This window comes from Methylobacterium brachythecii, assembly GCF_014196345.1.
GTDB classification, from domain to species: Bacteria; Pseudomonadota; Alphaproteobacteria; order Rhizobiales; family Beijerinckiaceae; genus Methylobacterium; species Methylobacterium brachythecii.
The window spans coordinates 569,789-596,303 of sequence record NZ_JACIDN010000003.1; the positions used below are offsets into that span (position 1 = coordinate 569,789).

Annotated in this window: 25 protein-coding genes and 1 pseudogene; 12 read left to right on the top strand and 14 right to left on the bottom strand. The window is 66.6% G+C overall.

The genetic code is table 11. The features are described 5' to 3' along the window. Positions 1–4: 4 nt before the first annotated feature. The gene (locus GGR33_RS10395; RefSeq protein WP_183504671.1) at positions 5–484 is read left to right on the top strand and encodes an SMI1/KNR4 family protein; all 480 of its coding nucleotides are present in this window, start codon (positions 5–7) and stop codon (positions 482–484) included. Between the two features lie 18 nt (positions 485–502). On the opposite strand, the gene GGR33_RS10400 is transcribed toward GGR33_RS10395, so the two are convergent. After that, on the bottom strand, positions 503–1,078 hold the full coding sequence (locus tag GGR33_RS10400; RefSeq protein WP_183505091.1) for a phospholipase A2 family protein: 576 nt from the start codon (positions 1,076–1,078) through the stop codon (positions 503–505). On the opposite strand from GGR33_RS10400, the gene GGR33_RS10405 reads away from it, so the two are divergent. After that, positions 1,077–1,382, top strand: coding sequence for a hypothetical protein (locus tag GGR33_RS10405; RefSeq protein ID WP_183505136.1), 306 nt, complete (start codon positions 1,077–1,079; stop codon positions 1,380–1,382). The genes GGR33_RS10400 and GGR33_RS10405 overlap by 2 nt on opposite strands. A 30-nt stretch (positions 1,383–1,412) precedes the next feature. Here GGR33_RS10405 and GGR33_RS10410 read toward each other — a convergent pair whose 3' ends face one another. From GGR33_RS10410 to GGR33_RS10440, 8 genes and pseudogenes are all read right to left on the bottom strand, one after another. Further along, positions 1,413–2,378, bottom strand: a complete 966-nt coding sequence (locus GGR33_RS10410) for a beta-propeller fold lactonase family protein (RefSeq protein WP_183505093.1) — start codon at positions 2,376–2,378, stop codon at positions 1,413–1,415. Between the two features lie 17 nt (positions 2,379–2,395). Next, positions 2,396–2,926 carry an SRPBCC family protein gene (locus GGR33_RS10415; RefSeq protein WP_183504673.1) on the bottom strand — a complete coding sequence of 177 codons (531 nt, stop codon included), beginning with the start codon at positions 2,924–2,926 and terminating at the stop codon, positions 2,396–2,398. 78 nt (positions 2,927–3,004) lie between these two features. Continuing rightward, positions 3,005–3,559, bottom strand: coding sequence for an SRPBCC family protein (locus GGR33_RS10420; RefSeq protein WP_425488765.1), 555 nt, complete (start codon positions 3,557–3,559; stop codon positions 3,005–3,007). A 24-nt stretch (positions 3,560–3,583) separates the two neighbouring features. Then, entirely contained in the window at positions 3,584–4,180 is a 597-nt protein-coding gene (locus GGR33_RS10425; RefSeq protein ID WP_183504675.1) for a DUF447 domain-containing protein, read from the bottom strand. 6 nt (positions 4,181–4,186) lie between these two features. Beyond that, positions 4,187–5,677 (bottom strand): DUF6513 domain-containing protein, encoded by a 1,491-nt coding sequence (locus GGR33_RS10430; RefSeq protein WP_246412945.1) that lies wholly within the window; start codon positions 5,675–5,677, stop codon positions 4,187–4,189. Positions 5,678–5,856: 179 nt separating this feature from the next. After that, a pseudogene (locus GGR33_RS25895) lies at positions 5,857–6,405 on the bottom strand (amino acid kinase family protein); the annotation flags it as partial. Between the two features lie 2 nt (positions 6,406–6,407). Further along, positions 6,408–7,124 carry a (5-formylfuran-3-yl)methyl phosphate synthase gene (locus tag GGR33_RS25900; RefSeq protein ID WP_246412946.1) on the bottom strand — a complete coding sequence of 239 codons (717 nt, stop codon included), beginning with the start codon at positions 7,122–7,124 and terminating at the stop codon, positions 6,408–6,410. Between the two features lie 35 nt (positions 7,125–7,159). Then, complete coding sequence (locus GGR33_RS10440) at positions 7,160–7,618, bottom strand: DUF3280 domain-containing protein (protein WP_425488771.1); 459 nt, start codon at positions 7,616–7,618, stop codon at positions 7,160–7,162. Positions 7,619–7,918: 300 nt separating this feature from the next. Between GGR33_RS10440 and GGR33_RS10445 the strand changes: the two genes are divergently transcribed. The 9 genes from GGR33_RS10445 to lanM all read left to right on the top strand — a co-directional run bounded on the left by GGR33_RS10445 (position 7,919) and on the right by lanM (position 17,039). Next, positions 7,919–9,178 (top strand): ABC transporter substrate-binding protein, encoded by a 1,260-nt coding sequence (locus GGR33_RS10445; protein ID WP_183504677.1) that lies wholly within the window; start codon positions 7,919–7,921, stop codon positions 9,176–9,178. 134 nt (positions 9,179–9,312) lie between these two features. Beyond that, complete coding sequence (locus GGR33_RS10450) at positions 9,313–10,299, top strand: YVTN family beta-propeller repeat protein (protein ID WP_183504679.1); 987 nt, start codon at positions 9,313–9,315, stop codon at positions 10,297–10,299. A gap of 159 nt (positions 10,300–10,458) precedes the next feature. Continuing rightward, positions 10,459–10,890 (top strand): cupredoxin domain-containing protein, encoded by a 432-nt coding sequence (locus GGR33_RS10455; protein WP_183504681.1) that lies wholly within the window; start codon positions 10,459–10,461, stop codon positions 10,888–10,890. 53 nt (positions 10,891–10,943) lie between these two features. Continuing rightward, entirely contained in the window at positions 10,944–11,180 is a 237-nt protein-coding gene (locus tag GGR33_RS10460) for a hypothetical protein (protein WP_183504683.1), read from the top strand. Then, entirely contained in the window at positions 11,177–11,947 is a 771-nt protein-coding gene (locus GGR33_RS10465; RefSeq protein ID WP_183504685.1) for an ABC transporter ATP-binding protein, read from the top strand. The genes GGR33_RS10460 and GGR33_RS10465 overlap by 4 nt, the downstream gene beginning before the upstream one ends. Next, positions 11,944–12,843 carry an ABC transporter permease gene (locus tag GGR33_RS10470; protein WP_183504687.1) on the top strand — a complete coding sequence of 300 codons (900 nt, stop codon included), beginning with the start codon at positions 11,944–11,946 and terminating at the stop codon, positions 12,841–12,843. The genes GGR33_RS10465 and GGR33_RS10470 overlap by 4 nt, the downstream gene beginning before the upstream one ends. A gap of 21 nt (positions 12,844–12,864) precedes the next feature. Further along, entirely contained in the window at positions 12,865–13,491 is a 627-nt protein-coding gene (locus GGR33_RS10475) for a hypothetical protein (protein WP_183504689.1), read from the top strand. Positions 13,492–13,833: 342 nt separating this feature from the next. After that, positions 13,834–16,374: a TonB-dependent receptor gene (locus GGR33_RS10480; protein WP_425488766.1), complete on the top strand. Its 2,541-nt coding sequence runs from the start codon at positions 13,834–13,836 to the stop codon at positions 16,372–16,374. A 254-nt stretch (positions 16,375–16,628) separates the two neighbouring features. Then, positions 16,629–17,039 carry a lanmodulin LanM gene (gene lanM, locus GGR33_RS10485; RefSeq protein WP_183504693.1) on the top strand — a complete coding sequence of 137 codons (411 nt, stop codon included), beginning with the start codon at positions 16,629–16,631 and terminating at the stop codon, positions 17,037–17,039. Between the two features lie 159 nt (positions 17,040–17,198). Here lanM and GGR33_RS10490 read toward each other — a convergent pair whose 3' ends face one another. Together GGR33_RS10490 and GGR33_RS10495 are read right to left on the bottom strand one after the other, a co-directional pair. After that, complete coding sequence (locus GGR33_RS10490) at positions 17,199–18,758, bottom strand: undecaprenyl-phosphate glucose phosphotransferase (protein ID WP_183504703.1); 1,560 nt, start codon at positions 18,756–18,758, stop codon at positions 17,199–17,201. Between the two features lie 94 nt (positions 18,759–18,852). Next, a complete protein-coding gene (locus GGR33_RS10495; protein ID WP_183504705.1) occupies positions 18,853–20,073 on the bottom strand; it encodes a glycosyltransferase family 4 protein in 1,221 nt (406 codons plus the stop codon). Positions 20,074–20,370: 297 nt separating this feature from the next. On the opposite strand from GGR33_RS10495, the gene GGR33_RS10500 reads away from it, so the two are divergent. Further along, on the top strand, positions 20,371–20,604 hold the full coding sequence (locus tag GGR33_RS10500; protein WP_183504707.1) for a hypothetical protein: 234 nt from the start codon (positions 20,371–20,373) through the stop codon (positions 20,602–20,604). 12 nt (positions 20,605–20,616) lie between these two features. Here the strand turns inward: GGR33_RS10500 and gyrB are convergent, their stop codons facing one another. The 3 genes from gyrB to GGR33_RS10515 form a co-directional block, all read right to left on the bottom strand. Then, positions 20,617–23,064, bottom strand: a complete 2,448-nt coding sequence (gene gyrB, locus GGR33_RS10505) for a DNA topoisomerase (ATP-hydrolyzing) subunit B (RefSeq protein ID WP_183504709.1) — start codon at positions 23,062–23,064, stop codon at positions 20,617–20,619. A 333-nt stretch (positions 23,065–23,397) separates the two neighbouring features. Then, positions 23,398–24,045: an MBL fold metallo-hydrolase gene (locus GGR33_RS10510; protein ID WP_183504711.1), complete on the bottom strand. Its 648-nt coding sequence runs from the start codon at positions 24,043–24,045 to the stop codon at positions 23,398–23,400. Between the two features lie 77 nt (positions 24,046–24,122). Continuing rightward, a complete protein-coding gene (locus GGR33_RS10515; protein ID WP_183505101.1) occupies positions 24,123–25,790 on the bottom strand; it encodes an alpha-amylase family protein in 1,668 nt (555 codons plus the stop codon). Between the last annotated feature and the right edge of the window lie 725 nt (positions 25,791–26,515).

Sequence of the window (26,515 nt, forward strand, 5' to 3'; positions counted from 1 at the left end):
AGACGTGAGCGTGATCGGCGGTTCCCTCTTCCTGTCTTCGGACGAGGAGGTTGCCGCCGCCGAAGCAGCCCTCGGCACGCGGTTTCCGGAGGGCTATCGCGCCTATGTGACGACGCTCGGCGAAGGGATCCTCGGAGGCGACCTCGTCCGCATCTATCCGCCGCATCGCATCCTACATGGGCCAAACGATGTGGCGACGTGGCGCGAGCGGATCGCGCAGTACTGGTTCTGGGGAGACAATCCGTTGCTCCGGAAGCCCAGCGCGGCGGAATGTGTGATCGTCGGCGATACCACCCAGGGCGACGAGTTGGTGTTTCGTCCGAGCGATCCGGATCGCATTCTCGTGCTGCCGCGCGACTCCGAGGAGGTTCACGCGGTGGAAGGCGGCCTTCTTGCTGCGGTCGAGTGGCTGTGCAGCTCGGGCGCCGTCGCCGAGCCGTTCACCGATCGCGAGTTCGAGCCCTTTAGCACGCGCACCGCTTAGACGCAGGCCCGGCTCCGCTCACGGCGACTTGCAGGAAAGCACCCCGGCGGCTTCGACGACGCTGAGCGCCTTGCCCCGGACATCCGCAGTCACACTCGGCTGGTCGGCCACGGCACTCGCCTCGCGGCCGAGCATCTGGTCGCAGGCGCAGGACGCGTAGCCGGCCGCGTCGTAACAGGCGTCGTGGCGCATGCAGGCGGCATCGAGCTGATCCGTCGGCGGCAAGCCCTCGCCGCGCTGGCCGGCACCGCAGTAATTGCCGTGGAACAGTTCCTTGCCCGTGAGCACGTTGGCGAGGTTGCTGCGCGACTGAGGCGTTTCGTTCGAGCTGCGAGCATTGAGATCGTTCGCAGGGCCGCCTGACTTCGATCCGGAACCGCGGAGCGCCTTGGGAATAGTCGAGTTCGGTCCCGGCTCAGACAGACTCTCGGCGTTGCGCGCATTCGGATCGGAGAGATCTGGCAAAGGTGGCGGCGGTCCTGGGACCGGCTCCTCTTGCGCGGGCGCGGGCGCAGGCTCTTCGGTTTGCGCCAGCGCCCCGGAAGCCGCGAGCAGCAGGACGAGGGCGAGGGTCGATCTGTAAGGAGGCAAGATGGCGGTACTCGGCGGCCCAGCACCAGAAAGCGCCGGCTCGACAATACGGTTCCGCTCGTGCTTTGCGGATGTCGCCCTGCGGCGAGTCATTCTCGACCGTCATCCGCCCACCCACGAGGCCCCGCGCATGAGCGCTGCCAAGAAACTCGTCCGCATCCTGGCCGCGCGGAGCGGCGATTCCATCGAGCTCGCCTTCGCCACGGCCGACGGCGACACCGTCAAGGTGCTGGCCAGCGAAGATCAGATCGACCAACTGGTGGACGAGCTGGAAGACATCCTGAACTCGCCTGCGGATAACGATTGAGACACCCGCCCGTCACGGCAGGCCGGCCTGCTACCGCAGAAAATCCCCGAACGCCCGCGGCCCGTCCGGCACCGCGATCTTGCCGGTGACCTTCAAGGTTGCGGCATCGATCACGCTGAGCGTGTTGTCGCCCCAGTTGGCGACGTAGAGCCTCTTGCCGTCCCGCGAGGCGGCGATGCCCTCGGGATGATCCTCGACATCGATGCTGCCGGCCGGCTTGAGATCGTCGAGGCCGAAGGCAGTGACGCTGTTCGAATACTGGTCGGTGACGAAGCCGCGTGCACCGGCCAGAGCCACAACGTAGGGCCTGTCGCCGGTCGGCACGCGGCCGATCTCGCGGTGACCGGGGACGTCGATCACCGACACGTCGTTCGAGGTCACGTTGGCCGTGTAGGCCCGGCTGCCGTCGGCCGACAGCGTGAGGCCGAACGGGTGCCGCCCCACCGCGACGACATGGGTTTCCTTGGCCGTAGCGAGGTCCACCACGGAGACCGAATCCGCCTCGCGGTTCGCCACCAGGAGGGTGCTGCCATCCGGCGTGACGGCGAGGCCGGAGGGCGACTTGCCGACGGCAATCTCGGCGGTCTGCTTCAAACCTTCGGGGGAGGGTGTCAGCACGACGACGCGGGTCGCATACCAGTCGGCGACATAGACCACGCCGGTCTTCGGGTTGACAGCGATGCCGAGCGGTCCGCCATGCACCGCGATGCTGGCCGTGACCGCGGGCTTGTCGAGGTCGAGCACCGCCACCGACTGCCCCTCGGGCCGCGTGACATAGGCCGTCCTGCGGTCAGGCGAGAGCGCGATGCCGGCCGGCGCACCGTCGACAGGAATATGAGCGATCACCTTGCCGGCGCCGAGATCTACCACGGCGACCTCGTTCGCGAGCTGCGCGGTGACGTAGGCCTCCTGCGCCAGCGACGGGCCGGCGGAGACGAGCAGCAGGGCGGCGAGAAAGAAAGGGCCGGCTTTGGGCCGACCCTTCCGAGACGTCATCCCGCAGAGGCGGGGTCTCACGATCCCTTCTCGACCTTGGCCTTCAGGTTGTCGAGGCTGGCGCGATAGAGGCCGGACACGGCCTTCTTGGAGGCCTCGTCGTTCAGCTCGGGCGGCGGATCGTTGTTCATATAGCCGCGGTAGAAGGCGCCCTTCCAGGTCACCTTGGTCTTGCCGCCGGCATCCTCGACCTCGATCGTCGAGGAATAATCGTTCACCGGCAGAACCTTCACGTCGACCTTGTTGATCCGGTACATGAAAGTCTTCTTGCCGGCATCGTACTTGGCGAGCTCCTCGTCGACGGTGGCGCCGCCCTTGAGGTGCAGGGTGCGGGTCGCCTTGACCTCGTTGCCGCCCTTGCCCTCGGTCTTTTCGACCACTGGAATCCAGCTGCCATCCTGGAAGTTGCCGACCACGGCCCAGACCTTGTCGGCCGGCGCATTGATCTCGACCTCTTCCGACACTTTCTGACGGCTCGGGCCATGCGCCTGTGCGGCGAAGGACACTGCGGCCAGCACCGCTACGGCGGCTGTCGTGTAGTATCTCATCGTGATTGTCTCTCTCCCTTATGCGCCGCCACGGCGGCTGCGCTCGTTATCGTCGTCTCAAGCGCAGGCGTCACCCCGTCAGGAGGCGCCTTTCTCCAACTGGGCCTTGAGATTGGCGAGGCTCTTCTGAACCCAGGCCTTCACCGCCTTCTCGGAATTCTCGTCGTTCAGTTCCGGCGGCGGATCGTTGTTCATGTAGCCGCGATAGAACGCCGCCTTCCACTCGACCTTCGCCCTACCGTCGCCCTCGGCCTCGACGGTGACGTTCGACGAAAAGTCGTTCACCGGAAGATCGGCGACGTCGATCTTGTCGATGAAATAGCCGAACAGCATCCGGTCCGGCTTGTAGTTGGTGCCTTCCTCTTCGATCGTGTGACCGTTCTTGAGGGTGAGCGTGCGCTTCGACTTGCCCGGATCGTCGCCATGCGCCTCGGTCTTGGCTACGTTGTCGACCCAGTTCGAGTCCTTGAAGTTGCCGACGACCGCCCAGACCTTGTCGGCCGGCGCATTGATCTCGATGGACTCACTGATCTTCCGCCGGGTCGGGCCATGCGCCTGGGCGGTGGCTGCGACAACGCTCGCCGTGGCGAGAGCGACCGCAGCCGTTAGGGTCCGTCTGGTCTTACGCATCATCGGTGATCTGCTCCATCTGCCGCCTCACGCGGCGGGTTCAGCTCGTGGGAGAACGCGTTCGCTGCGCCCGAGGGCCGCAGCGACCTTGTCCTCGATCCAGTCCCAGGCCTCGCGCTCGGCGGGACCGGCGGTCTTGGAGATCGCGATGGCGTGGTAGGCCATCTCGGTCAGGATCTTCTCCGGCTCCAGCATCTTGAGACGTGTTGAGAGGATCGCCGCCTCCAGCACCGCCGCCTGCGCCCGGTTGTAGCCGAGGAACGGCTTGTGGCTGGCCGAATGCACCATCCGGCCGCGATAGCGCGGCCGCTGAGCATCGTCGTCCTTGTCGATCACCTCGAACTCGGCATGGCCGAAGCAGGCGGCCAGCCGCTTGCCATGAATCGTTTCGCAATCGACCACCGGCCATTCGCGGCGTCCGGTGACGACGCCCGCGATGACGCGTACGTCGGTCGGCGCGGAGGCTGCGAAGAACGGTGAGGCTTCGAGGTTGAGGATGGTCGGGGAGGGCCGGAACGGCGCCAGCACGTAGTCTTCGCCCTCGCGGATCAGCCCGAACGGCACGAGGTGCAGCTCGCCCTCCGGCGACAGTGTGGTAACGATCGTCTCGAGAATGAACGGCACCGTCTCTCAGCCCTCGTCGGGAACGAGTTTGCCGCATACGATGCGGCCCTTGGACTGCTCGGAGGCGGGAGCCGCGTCGCGCGTTCCGGTTGGCGGTGCGTCGGCGCCGCCCTGCTTGGTGTGACCGGCCTTCTTGAACGCGGTGGTGTCTTCCTTATCGCGGTCGGCCGCGCAGCCCCAGTCCAGCGGCTCGTCCTGCACATAGCGCTTGCCGAGCCGGAATGCGGTCTCGGCCTTGGTCAACTCGCCGCCGAGGTAGAAGGCATGCGCGCCATCGCCCGCCACGTCGAGATCGGAGAAGAAAGCCATCGCGTTGGTGCCGACCTTGTGGATCGCGCGGTTGTAGACGTGGATGCCGTCCTCCGCGATCTGGATGCGGTAATTGGGATCGCGAACCTCGGCCGCCAGTGCGGCGATTTCGTCCGGGGTCTGCACGAAGGGGCGCTTGTCGTGAAGTGCCAATAGCTCCCGGCCATAGCCCTTGGGCAGGGCGGAGTCTGCCTTCGCGGCGTACATCACGCGCCGGGCCGCATCATGCTCCTCCACCGTGCGGCGGGTATGGTTCGAGACCTGCACGATCAGCACGTTGCGGATCGAGAGCTCCGAGCACATGCCAGCGAGCAGCGCGGTGACGCCGAGGCTGTCGGCCTCGGTCAGCTCGGTGAGGTTGCCGGTGCCCATCATCATCTCGATGTCTGGCCAGCGCTTGCGGACGTCGTTGTAGCGCGCGATCGACTCGACGAAGCCGAAATGAATCGGTTCGAGGATCGGGTCGGCCATGTAGGGCAACCCGGCCTTCTCCATCCGCTCGATGGCCCGGTCGAGGGAGGGCATGTCGTCGGGCCGCATCGGCACCAGCACCGGGACGGCGCCGATCTCGAAGGCGAGGTCGAGGGTCTCCTCGTTGAGGCTGAGCAGGTAATCCGCGCCGGCCTTGGCGCCCCGGGTCAGCTCGTCGAGAGAGAAGGAATCGACGCTGACGGTCAGGCTCGCGCGCTTCATCTCGCGCACTGCGTCTTCGAGATGCGGGAAGGGTGTGTCGGGCAGGCCGCCGAGGTCGATCACGTCCGAGCCGCGCCGCGCGAGGTCGAGACCCTTCGCGACGATCTGGTCGACGCTCATCTTCGAGGCATCGACGATCTCGGAGAAGATGCGCAGGTCGTGTTTCGAAAGATCGACCTTGCGGCCGGCGAGACCGAGATAGGCCGGCAGGTCCACGATCTCGTCCGGGCCCAACTCGACGGGCAGCTTGAAGTGCTCGGCCAGCGCCTCGCGGTTGGCCCGGCAACGGCCCGGCAGGATGATGCGCGTGGCTCCCTCGGGCATGGCGACACGGCGCTTGATGATCTCCTCGGTCATCAGAGCGGCGACCTTCACGCCGGCATCGGCGATCGACCAGGTGAAGCGCTCCGCCGGGAGCGTGTTCGCGATCTTTTCGAGCCGGGCGTGGGCGAGTTTGCCGGTAATGAAGACGAGGTGCTCGGGGCGGTCGCTCATGCGGCGTGCCCCCTGGCGAGAGAGCCGCTCATCCGAGTCTCATCCTCATCCCGAGACGAGAGGCATTGCCGCGCCTCGTAAGAGAGCCGCAGCGACCGTTGCGATCCCTCGAACTCTGTTTCGAGGCATCCACTTCGCTCAGTCGCCTCAGGAAGAGTGTCTGGATGGAATGGCGCGTTCGGGCCTCTCAGAACGATCTCACCAGGAAAGTATCGGCGGAAATCTGGGAATCCGCGATCGACCAGTCCCAGCCGCACGAGATCGTCCGGCGACACGTTGGCAGAGCAGGCGGCCGATTTCACCAGCACGCATCGCGCTGCGCCGAGCGCCCCGGCAAGCCACAGGGCGAGGCTGTCGGAGGTGACGTCCCAGGTCTCGGGGATGTCGGGATGTCCGTCGCGCAGACCCACGGGATCCCAGAGACCGACGCCGTCATGGGCTCTCGCCGCCTCGATGCTGCGGACGATCGCGAGCCGCGGCTCCAACTCCGAAAAGACCTCGGCCGTCTGGCCCATCGCGTCGAGGGCGAGCCGGTGGGCGAGAGCATCCGAATAGCCGAGCGATGCCTGCGAAGCGCGTACGGCATCGGCAAACGGTCCGCCCCCTGGCACGATGACCGCACGGCCTTCGGCTCCGTCAGCGAGCGATGCCAGCACGGCACGCAGCCGGTCAGGGTCCGACACGAGACTGCCGCCGACCTTGACCACGCTCAGAGGGCCGTCCGCGATCGTCACGCGGCGTCGCGCCGGTGGAGGGCGCGCAGGGCCGCCACCGCGGCGCTGACCTTCAGTGGATCGAGTGCGTTGCGGCGGTCGCCGTCGCGACAGAGGCCGCCGCGGAATCCGAGATAGCCCGGCGCGTGGGCGGCGAGGGCCGGGATGTCGTCGACACTCAGCGAACCCGCGAGACCCGAGAGCAACCCATGCGCGCGGCAGGCCGCGACGAAGGCGGCGAGATCGTCGGGCAGCAGCAGGTCGCCGAGGCGTTGTCCATCCTTCGCCCGTGTGTCGATCATCGCGCCGCGGAACCCGGCGGCGGCGAGTCGCGAGACGATGTTCAGTCCGAAGACGTCGCCGGCGAAAAGCACCCCGATCAGCCGCCCGGGGGCGGCCTCGGCCGCCTCCGCGAGGGCGAGATCGGGGTGATCCGCCCGCACCGCGACCTTCACGTAGTCGACGCCGGTGCCGGCCATGGCGGCGACGCAGGATGCGAGCGCGGCCGCATCGTCCGGCTCTCCCGCCACGGCGCTCGTGGTCACCGAGGCACCGACGCACTTCACGATCTCCCGCACGGTCTCCACGGGCAGCGCGCCGAGGGCGCCGTTGGCAGGGTCTTTCGCATCGACGAGACCGGCGCCGGCCGCGCAGGCGAGCGCGGCTTCGTCGGCATCGCGCACGCTGACGAGGAGGCGGGGATTGTTGTCGGATGGCTCGGACACGGGACGCATCGGGACTCGGGGATCGCGAGCCGTCTTCCTCCGGGTCAGGAGGGGTTCGGCAGCGGCTCCGCCAGCAGGCGGTTCTTGACCACGGAGCGCGCGGCATGCGCCCAGTCGTCGTCGGAATTGGCGTTTATCACGACGATGCCCTTCCGCACGACCTTTCCGGAGGCAACCTCAGCGATCGTCACGGAGAGGTTGAAGAGCTGTGGGCCGCCTTTCTCGGCGACCGTGGTGATGGCGTAGTCCGCCCCCAGCGCCTTGGCGATGTCCGGCACGCAGCCGTTGCACTTGTAGAGCGGCGCCTGTTTCTCGATCTCCTCCGCCTGCGGGCCGAGATCGACGCTCACGAGACCGCCCTTGTCGGCCAACGTCTTGCGCAGCTCCTCGGTGATCAGGTCGAGCCGCTTCAGGAAGGCCGGCGGCGGCTTGCGGCCATAGGGCAGCATGGGGTCGTCGAGTTCGGCGGTGAAGATCGCGGCCTTTCGTCCCGTCTCGGCCATGGCGGCAGGCGTGAGCAGCGGCGTCAGCACGACGATGGCCAGCGCGAGACGGCCAAGCGTAAGCATCGGGCGCTGGTTCATGACGGATGCCTCCAGGCGAGCGACTAAGAGACGGATCGCCCTCGTCCGGCCTTAGGTCGGGCGCGGGGAGCTTTTGGCAACGGCCAGCGCGGAGGGCTCGCGTTTCGGGTGGCCTGATTTGCCGCAGCGCAACCGCGCCTGCGCCGCGTTGCGAGCTTAGAAAATCCTTATACATCAACCGTTGAGGGTCACGCCGAGATGTTGTTAGCGTCCCCTGGCATGCGTTTTTCCACCCTCCGCCTCCTCGCCGTTCTGCCCGCTCTCGCCACCGTCATGGGCGGCGCGGCTGTCATGGCTCAGGAGCCGAAGGCGGAGACCGGCGAGCCGGCGCCCGGCTCGCCGAATGCCCAGCAGCCCGCAACCATGGCGGGCAGCGAGACCCGCATCGCCTTCCTCTACCGCCCGGTTCCCGCACCCTCGTCCTACGACGCGGAGGCCGATCCCGAAGATCTCGGCGTCGCCGGCGCGCGCATGGCGGTGAAGGACAACAACACCACGGGCCGCTTCACCAAGCAGACCTACGCCCTCGACGAGGTCGCGCTGGACGAGGGCAAGAGCGCCGTCGACGCCGCCAAGGCGCTCGCCGGCAAGGGTGTGAAGTATTTCGTCGTCGCGCTGCCCGCGGCCGAAGTCCTCGCCGTCGCCGATGCGCTGAAGGGCGATGGGGCGGCGGTGTTCAATGCCGGTGCGCCCGACGATTCCCTGCGCGGGGCCGATTGCCGCGCCAACGTCTTCCACACCATCCCCAGCCGCGCGATGCAGACCGACGCGATCGCGCAGTACATGACACTGATGCGCTGGCGAAAGATCTTCCTGATCGTCGGCCCGAGCGATCGCGACAAGGCCTATGCCGAGGCCATGAAGAACTCCGCCAGGAAGTTCGGCCTCAAGATCACGGCGGAAAAACCCTGGACCTTCGGCCCGCTGATGAAGGCGCGCGGCGACACCCCGACCCGCGCCGAGGCGATGATCTTCACCCGCGGCATCGACTACGACATGGCGATCGTCGCCGACGAGGAGCAGGATTGGGGCGAGTACGTCCCGTACCGCACCGTCGATCCGCGGCCCATCGCCGGAACCGCCGGACTGGTAGCGACGACCTGGCATCCGACGTTGGAGACCTGGGGCGCGGCCCAGGCCCAGAACCGCTTCCGCCGGCTCTCGGGCCGTCTCATGCGTCCCCTCGACTACCAGGCCTGGGCCGGCGTGCGCAGCGTCGGCGAGGGAGCGACGCAGAAGAAGAGCACCGATGCCGCCACGCTGATCCCGTATCTCACCGATCCGGCCTTCAGCCTCCCGGCCTACAAGGGCGTCTCACTGAGCTATCGCCCCTGGGACCACCAGCTGCGCCAGCCGATCATCGTCGTGCAGCCGAAGGCCATGGTGTCCGTTGCACCCGAGCAGGGCTTCATCCACCAGCGCACGCCGCTCGACACGCTCGGTACGGATCAGCCGGAGACGACCTGCAAGTTCAAGTAACGCTCCGCTCGATGCGGCAATGAAACGCTATGGATTCGGACGATCCCGCCGAATGGCCAATGTCCCCGTCGGGAAATTGCGCTAGATCGCCGGGGCGAATGCGCGGAACAGCGCGCGCGACAGGGAGGATGTTGATGAGCCGTCGCCTCAAGGCGAGCGTGAGCGTTGCGGTGCTGGCCGGAGCCTGGCTCGGGCTGTCGGAGGCCGCACAGGCCTTCACTGCCTACGTGACCAACGAGAAGGGCAACTCCGTCAGCGTCATCGACACGACCACCATGGCCGTCACCGCCACCTGGAAGGTCGGCCGCCGGCCGCGCGGCGTCACACTGTCGAAGGACGACAAGGAGCTCTTCGTCTGCGCCAGCGACGACGACCGCATCGACGTGCTCGACACCGCCACCGGCAAGGTCACCCGCTCCCTGCGCTCCGGCCCCGACCCGGAACAGTTCATCCTCGCGGCCTCGGGCAACCCGCTCTACGTCGCCAACGAGGATGACAGCCAGGTCACCATCATCGACATCGAGAAGAACAAGGTCCTGGCCGAGGTCCCGGTCGGCGTCGAGCCGGAGGGCATGGGCCTGTCGCCGGACGGCAAGGTTCTCGTGAACACCTCCGAGACCACAAACATGGCCCACTTCATCGACACCAAGACCTTCGAGGTAATTGACAACGTGCTGGTCGACGCCCGCCCGCGCTTCGCCGAGTTCTCGGGTGACGGCAATACGCTCTGGGTCTCGGCCGAGGTCGGAGGCACCGTCTCGGTGATCGACGTGGCGACCCGCAAGGTCGTGAAGAAGGTTTCCTTCAAGATCCCGAGCGTGAACGACGAGCAGATCCAGCCCGTCGGCGTGCGGATCACCAAGGACGGCTCCAAGGCCTTCGTGGCCCTCGGGCCGGCCAACCGAGTCGCGGTGGTGAACACCAAGACCTACGAGGTCGAGAAGTACCTGCCGGTGGGCCAGCGAGTCTGGCAGCTCGCCTTCACGCCCGACGAGAAGCAGCTCTACACGACCAACGGCAGCTCGAACGACGTCTCGGTGATCGACGTCGAAAATCTGAAGGTGCTCAAGAGCATCCAGACGGGCCTGTTGCCCTGGGGCGTGGCGATTTCGAAGAAGTAAGACGCGGCAATCCCGCCAGCAGCCTCACGCCGAGTTGCCCGCGTCAGCGGGCCTCGAAAGAGGGCTTTGCTTCGCTGCGGAACCTCAAGACGAGGGGCTAGGGTGGAGCACTGGGATCATACGATCGGATCGCCGGAGAACGGCGGCAGGAGGATACGAATGAAGGTGTGGAAGCTCGCCGCTCTCGTCGGCTCGGCTCTGATGCTCGCGGCGCCTGCACATGCGCTCGATCTGACCAAGAAGCGTCAGAACCTGCCCGACCTCGTGCTCGGCAACGAGGACGGCAACGACTTCGTGGTCGAGAACAAGGACATCGAGTTGGAAGCTGGCAAGGCCTATCGCCTGCGCATCGTCGCCAAGGGCCACCAGGAGTACAAGTTCTACGCGCCCGAGTTCTTCCGGAACATCTGGTTCAACCAGATCGTCATCGAGCACAAGGAGATCCACGGCGGCGGCCCGCCGGATCACCTGGAGTTCGACGATCCGGGCGAGATCGCCATCGAGTTCGTCGCCATCAAGCCGGGCGAGTACAAGTGGTATTCGCAGGGCCTGGAGGCCAAAGGCATGACCGGTACGATTTCGGTGAAGTGATGCGAATGCTGAAGTTCCGCGACGCTCAATCCTCCGACGGAGCAGAAAGAGTTATGGCGGGCGCGCTCCTTGGTGCGGCGCTCCTCCTCGCCATCCCCGCTCTCGCCGACGACAAGGCCGATTGCTCGGCCGGCATCACCATGATCCAGGCCGAGATCGCCAAGGCGCCGGCCGAGCCCGCTCTCGCCAAGCTCAAGAAGGCGCTGAAGAATGCCCAGCGCGAGCAGAAGGAGGGCGAATTCGACGAGTGCATGGACGCCGTCGGCGACGCCAAGCGGGCATTGAAATGAACATAGAGCCGCGCGAGGGCGCCGCCCTCGACATCGTCGACGTCAGCCACAATTTCGGGCAGCGCGCGGCCCTGTCGAATGTTTCGCTCACGGTCGAGCGCGGCAGCTTCACCGCGTTGCTCGGGCCTAACGGTGCCGGCAAGACCACGCTCTTCTCCGTGGTCACGCGGCTCTACAACAACCAGCACGGACGGGTTTCGATCTTCGGCCACCCCCTCGACCGCGAGCCGTCCCGCGCGCTCGCCCGCCTCGGCGTGGTGTTCCAGGCGCGCACGCTCGATACTGACCTCACCGTGGCGCAGAACCTGTTCTACCACGCCAGCCTGCACGGCATTGCCCGGCGCGCGGCGGCCGATCGCATCGACGTGCTCTTGAACCGCGTCGGTCTCGCCGACCGGCGCAACGACAAGATCCGTACGCTGTCAGGCGGGCAGTCTCGCCGAATCGAGATCGCCCGCTCGCTGATCCACGAGCCGCGCCTGCTGCTGCTCGACGAGCCGACGGTTGGCCTCGATCTCGAATCGCGTGCCGACATCGTCTCCATCGTCCGCGCTCTGGTGCGGGAGGAGGGGCTCTCCGTGCTCTGGGCCACGCATATCTTCGAGGAGATTGCCGGCGAGGACGACGTCGCAGTGCTTCACAAGGGCCAGATCGTGGCGCGCGGCCTCGCCAGCGGCATCGGAGAGGCCGGCGAAAGCCTCGAGGCCACCTTCCGCCGGCTCGTCGCCGAGCCCGCCAAGAGCGCACCGACGAAGGTCGCCGCATGAGCAATTCTCTCGAAGCCGCCGCGCCAGTGAGGGCCCCGTCGAGCGAAGCCGCCAAGCCCGTGCCGCATCTCGGCCGGCTCGATTTCGTCGGTTATCTGAGGGCGCTCGGGGGCATCGTCCGCCGTGAATTGCTGCGCTTCTTCAACCAGAAAGAGCGCTTCTTCTCCGCGCTGGTGCGCCCGCTGGTCTGGCTCTTCATCTTCGCGGCGGGCTTTCGCAACACGCTCGGCGTCTCGATCACGCCACCCTACGAGACCTACGTGCTCTACGAGGTCTACGTGGTGCCGGGGCTCGCCGTGATGATCCAGCTCTTCAACGGCATGCAATCGTCTCTCTCGATGGTCTACGACCGCGAGGTCGGCTCGATGAAGGTGCTGCTGACCTCGCCCTATCCGCGCTGGACGCTGCTGCTCGCCAAGCTCGTCGCCGGTGTCTCGGTCTCGATCGTCCAGGCCTATGCATTCCTCGCGGTCGCCTGGTTCTGGGAGACCGACATCCCGCCGCTCGGCTATCTCACCGCGCTGCCGGCCTTCATCGCTGCCGGCATGATGCTCGGCGCCATCGGCCTGTTCCTGTCCTCGCTCGTGCGCCAGCTCGAGAATTTCGCGAGCGTCATGAACTTCGTGATCTTCCCGATGTTCTTTGCCTCTTCCGCCCTATATCCGCTCTGGCGGATCCGGGAATCGAGCGAGACGCTCTACTGGATCTGCGAGGCCAACCCGTTCTCGCACGCGGTCGAGCTGGTGCGCTTCGCCCTCTACGCGAAGTTCGAACCGCTCGCCTGCGCCGTCGTGATCGGGACCGGTCTCGTCTTCTTCACCCTGGCCGTCATTGCCTACGATCCCGGCCGCGGCATCATGGCCCGGCGCGGTGGACCGGCAGGCGCGGCGAGCTGACCCTCGATGGGGGAACCCCGCATGATCCGTTCGATCCTCGCCGCCAGCCTGGTCCTGATGGCCGTCGCCGCGCCGGCCCTCGCGCAGCCGAAGCCCGATCCCGACTGGCCTTGCGCCCAGCGCAAGGTGTCGACCCTCGGCTACGGCTCGTTTTGGACCGGCCCTGATCTGGCGGCAGCCGGCGAGTGGGGGAACGATCGCGAGGCGGCGCAATTCGCCCGCAAGCTCGCCTCGCGGCGCACGGAGCTGAACGACGTCGACGGTCTGATCGACGACTTCACCAAGGATATCAAAGACAAGGACGAGAAGGACAAGCGCCTGACCCGCGTCTTCGCCGGCGTGTTCGAGGTGCTCAACGGCGAGCGCAACACCGTGGTCGCCGGCATCGTCCGCTACGCGCAAGGTCAGCAGCGACTGGCTCAGCGCATCCGCGACGAAGCCGACAAGATCGGCGACTCGCGCGAGGGGCCGGTCGAGGATGCTGCGAAGACGGCGACCAAGGAGGGCAAGGACCTCGAAAACGCTTTCAACTGGGATCGCCGCATCTTCGAAGAGCGCAACCACTCGGTCACCTATGTCTGCGAGGTGCCGACCTTGCTCGAGCAGCGTCTCGGCGAGATTGCCAGGAAGCTTCAGGCGAAGCTCTGAGATCCCGCTCGGGCCCGTGAGACCCATCCCCTACGATTCGGCAGCGGGCGAGGCCGCTGCCGGTCATGGCCGTGGCGGCGATCCATGCATGCGTAAAAACCACCGCCGCGGGCGTAGCCCGCGATTGCCGAATCATCCCAAATATTCTGCCTAATTATCCCTAACCTACTGAAATTGCTTCGAAAATATGTTGCGCAAGCGCCACGCGCGACCACCATCGCCAGTATGGGCCACGTTAGCAGCCTGAATGTGCCGCACCGACAATTGCTGAGCTTCAAAACCCCGTGAAAAGTCCCGGCACACCCCGAATACGGGGGCGCCATATAAAAAGGGGCTGGGGAAATGACGATGCGTGTGCTGCGAGGCAGCCTAATTGCTTCGGTCGCGCTATTGCCGGGAGCAGGCTACGCTCAGGAACAAGCAACGCTCGATGAAATCAGCGTCGTCGCAACGACGCCGGTTGGCGTTACCGGGACCGGCTATGGTGGGCGCGGTGGCGTTGCCCCCGGTCCGCTCGGAGTGCCGGCCGAGCCGCGCCTGCGCGGTGGCGCCCAGCCGCTCTACAAGATCCCGAGCACCGTCGAGACGGTCACCGCATCGCAGATCGAGCAGGATACCGGCACGTTCAACGCCGTGGCGACGCTCGCCCGCGTCACGCCCGGCCTGAGCCTCTCGGACTCGCAGGGCAACAACAACCGCGTCGACGTCACGTACCGCGGCTTCACCGCGTCGCCGGTGCAGGGCGTCGCGCAGGGCCTCGCCGTCTATCAGAACGGCGTGCGCATCAACGAAGCCTTCGGCGACACCGTTCAGTTCGACCTGATCCCGCCCTCGGCGATCCAGCGCATCGATGTCGTCACCGGCAACCCGATCTTCGGCCTCAACGCGCTCGGCGGTGCGGTGAACATCCAGATGAAGAACGGCTTCAACTGGCAGGGCACCGAGATCACGGCGCTCGGCGGTTCGGACGCCCGCATCGGCGGCAGCCTGCAATACGGCAAGCAGATCGGTGACTGGAGCTTCTACTTCAACGGCGACGGCCTGAACGATCGTGGCTGGCGCTACCAAAGCCCGAGCACGATCGGCCGCATCTACTCCGACCTCGGCTATCGCACCCAGGATTCGGAATTCCACATCATCGGTAACTTCGCCCGGACCTATTTCGGCGCGGCCGCAGCGACTCCGGTCGACTTCACGCACCTCGATCCGCGCGCCATCTTCACGTACCCGCAGACCACGACGACCCAGATGGGGACGCTCCAGGTCACCGGCCGCGTCGACATCTCACCGACCTGGGACCTGTCCGGCAACGCCTATTTCCGGCGCTTCAGCAACCAGTATGTCGACGGCAACGACGGCAACTTCGAGAACTGCAGCACGCGCTCGAACTTCCGTGGCCGCCTCTGCTTCGAGGATGACGGCTTCTCACCGGCACCCGGCCAGACGCAGGCCCAGTTCCGGAACCAGTTCCTGATGCTCGGCCGCGGCACCCCGGCGAACGGCATTCCGTTCACGGCCGGTGTCCCCTACGGCACCATCGACGTGACCAAGACCGAGGCGACCGGCTACGGCGGCTCGTTGCAGGCGGCCAACCGCGACCGGGTCTTCGGCTTCGGCAATAGCTTCGTCGTCGGCGGCAGCATCGACGTGGCCGACTACTCGTTCAAGTCATCCAGCACGCTCGGCGTGATCAACCCCGACCTCTCGGTGACCACGAACCCGGCCAACCCGACCTACGGCAACATTCCGGGTCTCGGCACGGAGTTCCTCCGCACGGCGGCTGCGCTCGGCATCGCACCGAGCTCCGTGATCGGATCGTCGCTGTCGATGGGTCTGTACGTCACCGACACGATCGATCTCACCGATCGCCTGTCCCTCACGGCCGGCGCCCGCCTGAACTTCTCGCGGATCTCGGCGACCGACCAGACCGGCTTCTCGCCGGACGTGAACGGCACGCACTACTACTCGAAGATCAACCCGCTCGCGGGCCTGACCTATCGCGTGAACCCGGGTCTGTCGCTCTACGGCGGCTATTCGGAATCCAACCGCACGCCCACGCCGCTCGAGCTCGCCTGCTCGAACCCCGACCGTCCCTGCCTCCTGCCGAACTCGCTCGTGGCCGACCCGCCGCTCAAGCAGGTCACCGCGCAGAACTACGAAGTCGGTATCCGCGGCTCGATCCCGAACTTCTACGACGGCGGATTGTTCAGCTATAAGATCGGCGCCTTCCGCAACGATCTCTCCAACGACATCCTGCAGCTCGCCACTCCGGGCAACGCGGCACGCGGCTACTACGTCAACGTTCCGTCGACCCGCCGTGAGGGCATCGAAGTCGGCGGCGAGTACACGAAGGGCGACCTCTCGCTCTACGCCAACTACGCTCTGATCGACGCGACCTTCCAGTTCAACGGAACGCTGTCGTCGCCGAACAACCCCTCGGCCGACAACGATGGCGCGATCTTCGTGCGGCCCGGCGACAAGGTGCCGTTGGTCCCGGCCCATCAGATCAAGGCCGGCTTCGACTACATGGTGCTGCCGGGCTGGCGCGTCGGCATGAACGTCCAGGCCTTCTCGTCCTCGGTCTACCGCGGCGACGAGTCGAACCTGAACCGCAAGCTGCCCGCCTACTACGTTCTCGGCCTGAACACGTCGTATCAGGTCACCAAGAACCTGCAGGTGTTCGGCCTCATCACCAACCTGACCAACAACCGGTATGCGACCTTCGGCACCTATATCGAGGGTGGCACCGTCGCGAACCGTTACCCGATCAACGACCCGCGCACGACGACGCTGGCCCAGCCGCTCTCGGTCTATGCCGGCCTCCGCTACCGGTTCGGCGACGATCCGGTCCCGATGGAAGAGCCGATCATCCGCAAGTACTGAAACGGATTGGATCGTTAGGCGGCGCGGCTCTCACGAGCCGCGCCGTTTTCGTTCTCGGGGGCAGAGGGATGCGATCACCCGCCGTAACGTCCAGAAATCCCTCAACGGTATTGCCAAATCATCCCGGGCAAGTTACGCAATTTCCGTTAGGTCGGGGTCGCGCCCTGCAGCATCGGCTGCGCCGGACGTTGCCTCGAACCGATCTTCTCACGTGGGCCGCCACGGCGGCCTTTTTCTCCCGGAGTGATCAATCCATGGCCTTCAAGCTCACCAGCGCAGCTCTTCTCGCCGCGATCGTCACCGTCGGCGCGGCCGCCCCGCTCGCCGCCGCCCCGTCCATGACCAAGATCGACATCGCCGCCTTCGATCCCGACAAGGACGGCACCATCGACGCCAAGGAAGTCGAGACGGCTGCCGCCGCTGCCTTCGCCAAGCTCGAGAAGGACAAGGACGGCACTCTCGACGTCAAGGAACTCGAAGGCCGCTTGACCGCCGCCGACCTCAAGAAGGCCGATCCGGATGGCGACGGCACCCTCGACCAGAAGGAATACGTCGCCCTCGCGCTCGGCCTGTTCAAGGCTGCCGATCCGGACAACGACGGCACCATCGACGCCAAGGAGCTCATGAGCCCCGCCGGCTCGGCTCTGGTTCAGGTCATCCGCTAACATCGACGTGCACGCCGGCAGGGGATCGTCACCAGAGCAACGAGCCGCCTGAGCGGCCGACCATTCCCACCGGACGGCAAGGGGCGCGGATCTCACGATCCGCGCCCCCTTTCGTTGGCCTGCCTCGATGTCTGCAGAGCGCTTGCCGGCAACCCTCGCTCAGTAAGCGTTCTCGGTCTTGAGAAGCGCGAAGGGTGTGGTTGCCAGGATCTGGATGTCGAGCAGGATCGACCAGTTTTCGATGTAGTAGAGGTCGTGCTCGACACGGCGCTGCAGCTTCTCGGAGGTGTCGGTCTCGCCGCGCCAGCCATTGATCTGCGCCCAGCCGGTGATGCCGGGCTTGACCTTGTGGCGGGCGAAGTAGCCGTCGACGACCTGGTCGTAGAGCGCGTTGGCGGCCTTGGCCTGCAGGGCGTGCGGCCGGGGACCGACCAGCGAGAGGTTGCCCTTCAGCACGTTGAAGAGCTGCGGCAACTCGTCGAGCGAGGTCTTGCGGATGAATCGGCCGACCGGTGTCACCCGAGGGTCGCCCTTGGTGACGAGCTTGGCGGCGCCGGCATCGCCCTGGTCGACATACATCGAGCGGAACTTGAAGACCTCGATCAGCTCGTTGTTGAACCCGTAGCGCTTCTGCTTGAACAGCGCCGGCCCCTTCGAGCCGAACTTCACCGCGAGCGCCACGGCGAGCATCACCGGTGCCAGCGCGATCAGCGCGGCGCAGGCCACCACCTTGTCGAACACGTTCTTCAGGATCACGTCCCAGTCGGCGAGGGGCTTGTCGAACACGTCGAGCACCGGCACGGCGCCGAGATACGAATAGGCGCGCGGGCGCAGGCGCAGCTTCGTCGCATGCGCCGAGAGGCGGATGTCGATCGGCAGCACCCAGAGCTTGGCGAGCATCTGCAGGATGCGCGTCTCGGCCGAGATCGGAATCGTGAAGACGATGAGATCGATCCGTGCCCGACGGGCGTAGGCGACGAGGTCGTTGACGTTGCCGAGCTTCGGATGCCCAGCGACGACGTCGTTGGAGCGCGCATCGCCCCGGTCGTCGAACACGCCGACGATCCGGATGCTGCTGTCGGCGGAGGCCTCCAGCGAACGGATCAGCTCTTCTGCAGCAGCGCCTCCGCCGACGATGGCGGTCCGGCGATCGAACAGGCCCTTGCTCATCTGCCGACCGATGAACACGAAGAGCACGACCCGACCGATGGTCAGCAGGCCGAGGCCGCCCGCGTAGAAGCTCGTCAGCCAGATGCGCGAGTAATGGTCGGACAGCTTGGTCAGCACCATGGCGGTCGCGACGAGGAGGAAGGCGAGCGACCAGCCGAGCGCGAGCTTCGCGAAGGATTTCGGGATGCTGCGGAAGGCAGCGATGCGATAACAGCCGCTGATCTGGAAGGCGGCGCCCGCGAGGCCTGCGATCGCGAGAATGGCCGCGACGTAGGACCAGCCGAGCGGCACCACGCCGCCGAGGGTGATCTCCTGAGCGACGAAGCCGAGCACGACGAGCGACAGGATCTCGAGGCCGCGCACGCAGCCCGAGAGCACCACCGGCGTGAGCGCGGGGCCCTTGAGCACGGGCGCCAGCGCCTCGGCCGGCGGCTGGGCCGAGGCGGGCGGCCCTTGCATCGGGGCGCCCTGATCCTCCGGACCGGACTGGCCGCCGATGCCGGGGGCGCCCGCTACGTCGAGGAGATCACGAACTCCGAAAGCACTCATGGCTCAGGTCCAGGCCCATGCGCGAGGAGGTGAAGCGCCGGTTGGCGAGCCTAGCGCGCCGACGCTCTCGGAAGGTTTAATGGCGCTGCCGCAATCAGGCCGATTGCGGGGCGGTCGCGTGAGCCTTGGCGCGGGACGGTACGGCTGCGTCTCGCGCCGCGAAGGCCGCGACGTAGCCCGAGAGCACGTCGGCGCCCATGCGCCTCATGGAGAAGCGCGCCTGCACGAAGGTGCTCAAGGCGCCGAAACGAGCGTCGCGGTCCTCCGGTGTCGCATCGAGAACCTTGGCGATCGCGTCGACCAACGCCCGAGCGTTTCGGGGAGCCACGAGGTCGAAGGCGCTCGGCCCGAAGATCTCGGGGATGCCACCCACATTCGTCGCGATCAGCGGCTGTCCGGCGGCCGCCGCCTCCAGGACAACGTAGGGGAGGGACTCGGCCAATGACGGAACGACCATGAGCCGGCCGCGCGCGAGCACGGGACGGATCGGCTGCGGCGGCTCGAACGTGACCGCCTCGGCCAGCCCGAGATGCGCGGCATGAGCCTGCAACGTCTCGGCATCCGGGCCCGATCCAACCATGAGGAGCCGCAGGGCGCGCCCCTGGCCCCGCAGCGAGGCGAGCGCATCGAGCAGCCATGGGATGCCCTTCGCTTCGCGCAATTCGCCGACATAGACGAGGTCATACTGATCGTCGGCCGGGATGATCGGCACGAACTCGGCCTCGCTGATGCCGTTATGGACGATGCGCATCTGGCATCGCGGCTCGCCGACGAAGGTCCGGTGACGCGCGGCCACGTATTCGCTCTCGAACAGGAACACGTCGGTGTGCCGCGCGAGAAATCCCTCGGCCGCCATGTAGACGCGGTGCGACAGGCTGCCCGGCCGATAGTTGTAGCTGCCGCCATGCGGCGTGTAGGCGCGGATCGGCTCCGGCACTCCATCATCGGAGCGGACGGGAGCGAGGCGGGCGTAGACTCCGCCTTTTGCGCCATGACCGTGCAGCACGTTGGCGCGAACCCGCTCGGCGACGTCCCGGACCGCCATCAGCGCAGAGAGATCCGACGGATGCGGGTTTCTCCGCATGGGAATGCGGGTCACGCCGAGCGCCAGGCTCGGCATCAACTCGCGCAAGGCCTCCTCGGCGCGGGCTCCCCCGGTCGTCGAGTCGCAGACGATGCCGACGCGATGCCCGGCTTCGCTCTGAAGGCGCGCAAGGTCGACGACATGGCGAAACAATCCGCCGATCGGCGCACGAAACACGTGCAGGACCCGGTCGACCTGAGCGGGCTGGTGCGGATGTGCGGACGCGACCACGGCGTGCTCCCTCGGTGACGGCCTTGGGCCGGCTCGGGGAGTTCTGCAGCACGATGCGTCGGCCGTCGGTTAAAGCGGGCGCGGTCGCAGCCGCTCGAAGCCATTCCTGCATGATCTTTCCGAAAGCAGGGTAAGCGCCCGGCTAACGCCGCATGAGGCCTTCGACCGAACCGGATCAGCTCCGGTTCCACACGGCGCCGATCCAATTTTCGCCGGCGAAGCACCACCTTCCGCTCTGTCAAGCATGGTTCGACGTTGGCGCGGCACTAGCTTGGCCGTTCCAAAGCGGAGACGGCGATGAGACAGTGGGCAGCAGGCAAGGTCATCCGGACACGGAATTCGCTCTGGCCCGCTCCGCGTCGCTTGATGCCGGCAAGCCCCCCGATCCCGGCCGGCGGAGTACGCGCGAAACCGCTACCGGCGACGGCGCTGACGGCTGCCGACCTGATCGCGATGGCGCGCGCCGCGCGCGCCGCGTCCGACGTCAAGGCCTGCGAAGGAGACCAGGAGCCGGGCGCCTCCGAACCGTGAGGTCTGCGGCGGCTAGACGTCGAGGTTCGCCACGCTGAGCGCGTTCTCCTGGATGAACTCGCGCCGCGGCTCGACGATGTCACCCATCAGCTTCACGAACAGGTCGTCGGCGTCCTGGGTGTCCTTGACCTTGACCTGGAGCAGCGAGCGCGTCTCGCGGTCGAGGGTGGTCTCGAAGAGCTGATGCGGGTTCATCTCGCCCAGGCCCTTGTAGCGCTGCAGCTGCAGGCCCTTGCGGCCGAAGGCCATGATGGTCTCGAACAGCCCGACGGGACCGTGCAGCACCTGCTCGTCGCCCTTCCGGGCAAGGGTGACGGCCTCGTCGTAGATCTCGCGCAGGGAAGGCGCGCGGGAATGCAGGCGCCGCGCCTCCTGCGAGGAGATCAGCGGAGCGTCGAGGGTCGACACCTGACGCACGCCGCGCAGCGTCCGGCTGAAGGCGTAGCCGCCCTCACTGGCCTCGCCGACCCACCCACGTTCGATGTCCTCGGCGATCCGGTCGAGGCGCTTGGAGACGACGTCGGCCAGGGCCTCCGCCTCGCCGATGTTCTCGGCGATCTCAGGCGAGAGCGCTCCCGCCAGCACCGTCTGCTCGACGACCGAGCGGTCGTAGCGGGTATGCAGCCCCTGGAGCGTGGTGCGGAAGGCGCGGGCCTCCTCGACCAGCACCTTGAGCTGGTCGCCGCCGAACTCGGTGCCGGAGGCGAGGCGCAGGACGGCACCCTCGATGCCTTGGTCGATCAGGTAATCTTCGAGCGCGCGCTCGTCCTTGAGGTAGATCACCTTGCGGCCGCGCTCGGCTTTGTAGAGCGGCGGCTGCGCGATGTAGAGGTGGCCGCGCTCGATCAGCTCCGGCATCTGCCGGAAGAAGAACGTCAGCAGCAGCGTGCGGATGTGCGAGCCGTCCACGTCCGCATCGGTCATGATGATGATGCGGTGGTAACGCAGCTTCTCCGGGTTGAAGCCCTCGCGGTCGGTCGACGAGCGGCCGATACCGGCCCCGAGCGCCGTGATCAGCGTGCCGATCTCGGCGGAAGACAACATCCGGTCGGCGCGCACGCGCTCGACGTTCAAAATCTTTCCGCGCAGGGGCAGAACCGCCTGGAAGGTCCGGTCGCGGCCCTGCTTGGCCGAGCCGCCGGCGGAATCGCCCTCCACCAGCAGGATCTCGCATTTGGTCGGATCGCGCTCCTGGCAATCGGCGAGCTTGCCGGGCAGCGAGGCGATGTCCAGCGCGCCCTTGCGGGTGATGGTCTCGCGGGCCTTACGCGCCGCCTCGCGGGCCGCGGCCGCGAGGACGACCTTGGCCATCACCGACTTCGCCTGCGACGGGTTCTCTTCGAGCCAGCTCGAGAGACCCTGGTTGAGAATGTTCTCGACCGCCGGGCGCACCTCGGACGAGACGAGCTTGTCCTTGGTCTGCGAGGAGAATTTTGGATCGGGCACCTGCACCGAGACGATGGCGGTCAGGCCTTCGCGGCAATCGTCGCCGGTCAGCGAGACCTTCTCGCGCTTGGCGACGCCGGAGGATTCCGCATAGCCGGTGAGCTGCCGCGTCAGCGCCGCGCGGAAACCCGCCATGTGGGTGCCGCCGTCGCGTTGTGGGATGTTGTTGGTGAAGGGCAGCACGGTCTCGTTGAACGAGTCGTTCCACCATAGCGCGCATTCTACGCGGATGCCGTCGCGCTCGCCGAGCACGACGAGCGGCTTGGTCACGCCGTCGATCGGCTTCCGGGAACGGTCGAGATAGCGCACGAATTCTTCGACGCCGCCCTCGTAGCAGAGCTCCTCGCGCTTGTGCTCGGCATGCCGCGCGTCGACGATGACGATGCGGACGCCGGAATTCAGGAAGGCGAGCTCGCGCAGGCGCTTCTCCAGCGTGCCGAAATCGAACTCGACCATGGTGAAGGTGTCGGTCGAGGGCAGGAAGCTGACCTCGGTGCCACGGCGGTCGCCGGCCGGCCCGACCACGGCGAGGGGAGCCACGGCATCGCCGTGGCGGAATTCCATCGAATGCTCCTGACCGTTGCGCCAGATGCGCAGGCGCAGCCATTGAGACAGCGCGTTGACCACCGAGACGCCGACGCCGTGCAGGCCGCCGGAGACCTTGTAGGAGTTCTGGTCGAACTTCCCGCCGGCATGGAGCTGGGTCATGATGACCTCGGCCGCCGAGACGCCTTCCTCCTTGTGGATGTCGGTCGGGATGCCGCGACCGTTGTCGAACACCGTGGCCGATCCGTCGGCGTTCAGCGTCAGCGTGACGAGGCTGGCATGGCCGGCGAGCGCCTCGTCGATCCCGTTGTCGATGACCTCGTAGATCATGTGGTGGAGGCCGGAGCCGTCATCGGTGTCGCCGATATACATTCCGGGACGTTTGCGGACGGCGTCGAGGCCCTTGAGCACTCGGATCGACTCGGCGCCGTAATCGTCGGCGCCGGCGGGATTCTCGTTGTCGGACATGAACTTCCTCTAGCAGGCGAGGTGTACGCTTGAGGGTTATCCGGCCCGGCGACGTGAGGGTGGTGCGCCGGGCGCGCGCCTGCGAATTGTGTGCTCGGCTGATATAAGCGTTCCGCCTTGCGAATGCATCGATTTTCGACCGGGGAGGACGGAGCGGCGGGGATACCTTTTGGAGGCCCCGTCACGCCCGCCGCCGGCCTACTCAGGCGGCATCATCCGCCGTCGTCGTTGCAAGCGTAGCGAAGCCATCCAATGCCACCGCTCCAACGCTTCCAACGCTGGGGATGCGGCACCGGATCGCCTCGTAAGGGCGGCGCGGGGCAGTAAGCGGCCTCAGTCCTGAAGGAATGGGTTGGTCTGTCGCTCCTCGCCGAGCGTACCGGTCGGACCATGACCGGGGATGAAAGAAACGTCGTCGCCGAGCGGCAGCACCTTGTCGAGGATCGCCCGGATCAACTGCTCGTGGTTTCCGCCGGGAAGATCCGTGCGGCCGACCGAACCGCGAAACACCACGTCTCCGACCAGCGCGAGGCGCTCGTCGCGGCTCATGAACACGACGCTGCCGGGTGAGTGCCCGGGCGCATGCAGGATGTCGAAGGTGAGCCCCGAGACGCTGACCTGATCGCCCTCGTCGAGCCAGCGGTCGGGCGTGACCTGACGCGCACCGGCGATGCCGTATTCGGCACCGGTCTGCGGCAACCGGTCGAGCAGAAAGCGATCGGCCTGGTGCGGCCCCTCGATCGGCACGCCGCCCAGCCGCTCCTTCAGCTCTGCCGCGCCACCCGCGTGGTCGATATGGCCGTGGGTGAGCAGGATCTTCTCGATCGTCAGGCCCTGATCCTTGATCGCAGCCTCGATCCGGTCGAGGTCCCCGCCCGGATCGACCACGGCGCCGACCTTGGTGGCATCGTCCCAGATCAGGGTGCAGTTCTGCTGGAAGGGCGTGACCGGGATGATCCCGGCGCGAAGGGTTGCAGTCATTCGGTGTCCGAATAGGCGCGTGCGAGAGGCTGGCGCCCTTCTATCCGCAATGCGCGCGCCGTGCACCCATCGCCGTGTCAGCTCGTGCTGCGCCGGAGCAGGGCGTCGAGGCCGCCGACCCGGTACCAATGATAGCCGTAGCCCTCGATCAGCACCCGGTGCCGGCCGTCCTTGCCGGCCTCCGCGCGCTCGCCGGTGAGGAGGTCGACCAGAAGCCGGCCCTGCTCGCCCTTCACGCCCGTCTCGAAGCGCAGTTCGAGCGGCTTGGCGTCGAGATTGTGCAGGCACAGAACCGAGTTGTTGCGCCAGTCGTAGCGCAGGCCGAGCACCGCGTTCTCGCCGGTCTCGATCACGCTGAAATCGCCCCAGCCGATCTCCGGCACCTCCTTGCGCTGGCGGATGATGCTCTGCATCCAGTGGAGCAGCGAGCCGTGCTCGTGTCGCTGGCTCGCGACGTTGACGTGCTCGAAGCCGTAGGCCCCCTCGCTGATGGGCGGGCTCACCGGCCGGGCGCCCTTGGTGAAACCGCCCTGGGCATCCGCGGTCCACTGCATCGGCGTGCGGGCGCAGTCGCGCTCGGGAATCGAGAGGTCGTCGCCCATGCCGATCTCGTCGCCGTAGCGCAGGACCGGTGTGCCGGGCAGCGAGAACATCAGCGAGTAGGCCAGCTCGATCCGGCGCCGGTCGCCGTCGAGCATCGGCGCGAGCCGACGGCGGATGCCGCGGTCGTAGAGCTGCATGTCCTTGTCCGGTCCGAACGCGTCGAAGACCGTCCGGCGCTGCTTCTCGGTCAGCCGGCCGAGATCCAGCTCGTCGTGGTTGCGCAGAAACATCGCCCATTGCGCCGAGGGCGGCCGGTTCCAGGTCTTGTTCAGCGCCTTGACCAGAGGCCGCACGTCCGAGGCCGCCAGGGCGTAGAACAGAGCCTGGTTGACCTGGAAGTTGAACATCATGTGCATGCGGTCGTTGTCGTCGCCGAAATACTCCATGTCGTCCTTGGGCAGGACGTTGGCCTCGGCGAGGATGATGGCATCACCCGCACGCCATTGCAGGAATTCGCGGAAGTCGCGCAGCCAGTCGAAATGCTCCTTCGGCGCGCCCTTCACCTCCGGCCCCTTCGCGGCGATCACGAAAGGCACGGCGTCCATGCGGAAGCCGGCGACGCCGAGTTCGAGCCAGAAGCCCATGATCTTCAGGATCTCGGCCTGAACCTCGGGATTGGCGGTGTTGAGATCGGGCTGGAAGTCGAAGAAGCGGTGGAAGTACCAAGCCTTGGCCGTCTCGTCGTAGGTCCAGGTCGTCTTCTGCACGCCCGGAAACACCATGCCTTCGTCGTAGTTGGCGGGCCGCTTGTCGGACCAGACGTACCAGTCGCGGTAGCGCGAGGCGGGGTCCGAGCGGGCTTCCTGGAACCATCGATGCTGGTCCGAGGTGTGATTGACGACGAGGTCGATGATGACCTTGAGGCCGCGCTGTTTGGCGGCATGGGTGAAGGCCACGAAATCGCCGAGCGAGCCGTAGATCGGGTCGACGCCGTAATAGTCGCTGATGTCGTAGCCGTGGTCGCGCTGAGGCGAGGGCTGGAACGGCTGCAGCCAGATCGCGGTGACGCCGAGGCCGAGAAGGTAGTCGAGCCGCCGCTCCAGCCCGGCGAAATCGCCGGTGCCGTCGCCGTCGGCATCCATGAAGGTGCCGACCGACAGGCAGTAGAACACTGCGTTCTTGTACCAAAGGTCCTGGATCACGCTGGGCTTCACTCTGGACCTCCGGCTCTGGCGGCACCCCAACGGTGACCGCAGCTTGAGCGTTCCAGTGTGTGCGTGACGCGATGGTCGGCTCACCGGACCAGCCTGCGCCGGTCGGCGCCATGCACACCACATTGTAAGAAAAATATCTTATTTATTGACAACTATCTTATTTTGTGATTGAAGTTCGCCACCAGCCTCCCGATCATCGGGGGAGCGCCGCAGGGTCGAGGGCGGGGTTCCGAGGGAGGTCTGGGCGATGCCCGCGTCGGTGGTCTCACCCGCTGCCGCCCCGGGCGGGAAAGGTCGATGCAAGGTCTGCCCGGGTCGTGGCGGGGTTCGGCGAGGAAATGCGCCGGGCTTTGGCCGACCCTGCCTGGGCGACACCGAGATGCTGTCGGCGCCGTCCACCACGAGACGGCGCGCACGGAAGGAGGTGCCACGCAACTTCCTCGGGATGGTGGCTTCGAGAAGGAGCCCGGCACCGGGGCGTGTTGAGCGACAGGTCGACATCACCGAAGACATCGCGACGCAAAACCGGTTCGGCCGCCCCTCACGAAGGGCTTTCGGACCGCGGGACGCCGGGGACCCCCGCTTCTCGTGACCACGCGTGTCGACATGGGTCCGCGGCGTCCCGCGTCTCCCCGATCCATCTCCCCGGCGGACCTTTTTCCGCGCGGGGACGCGAGCGCTCGTCCCGAGGGAATCCGGGATCTCATCGGTGC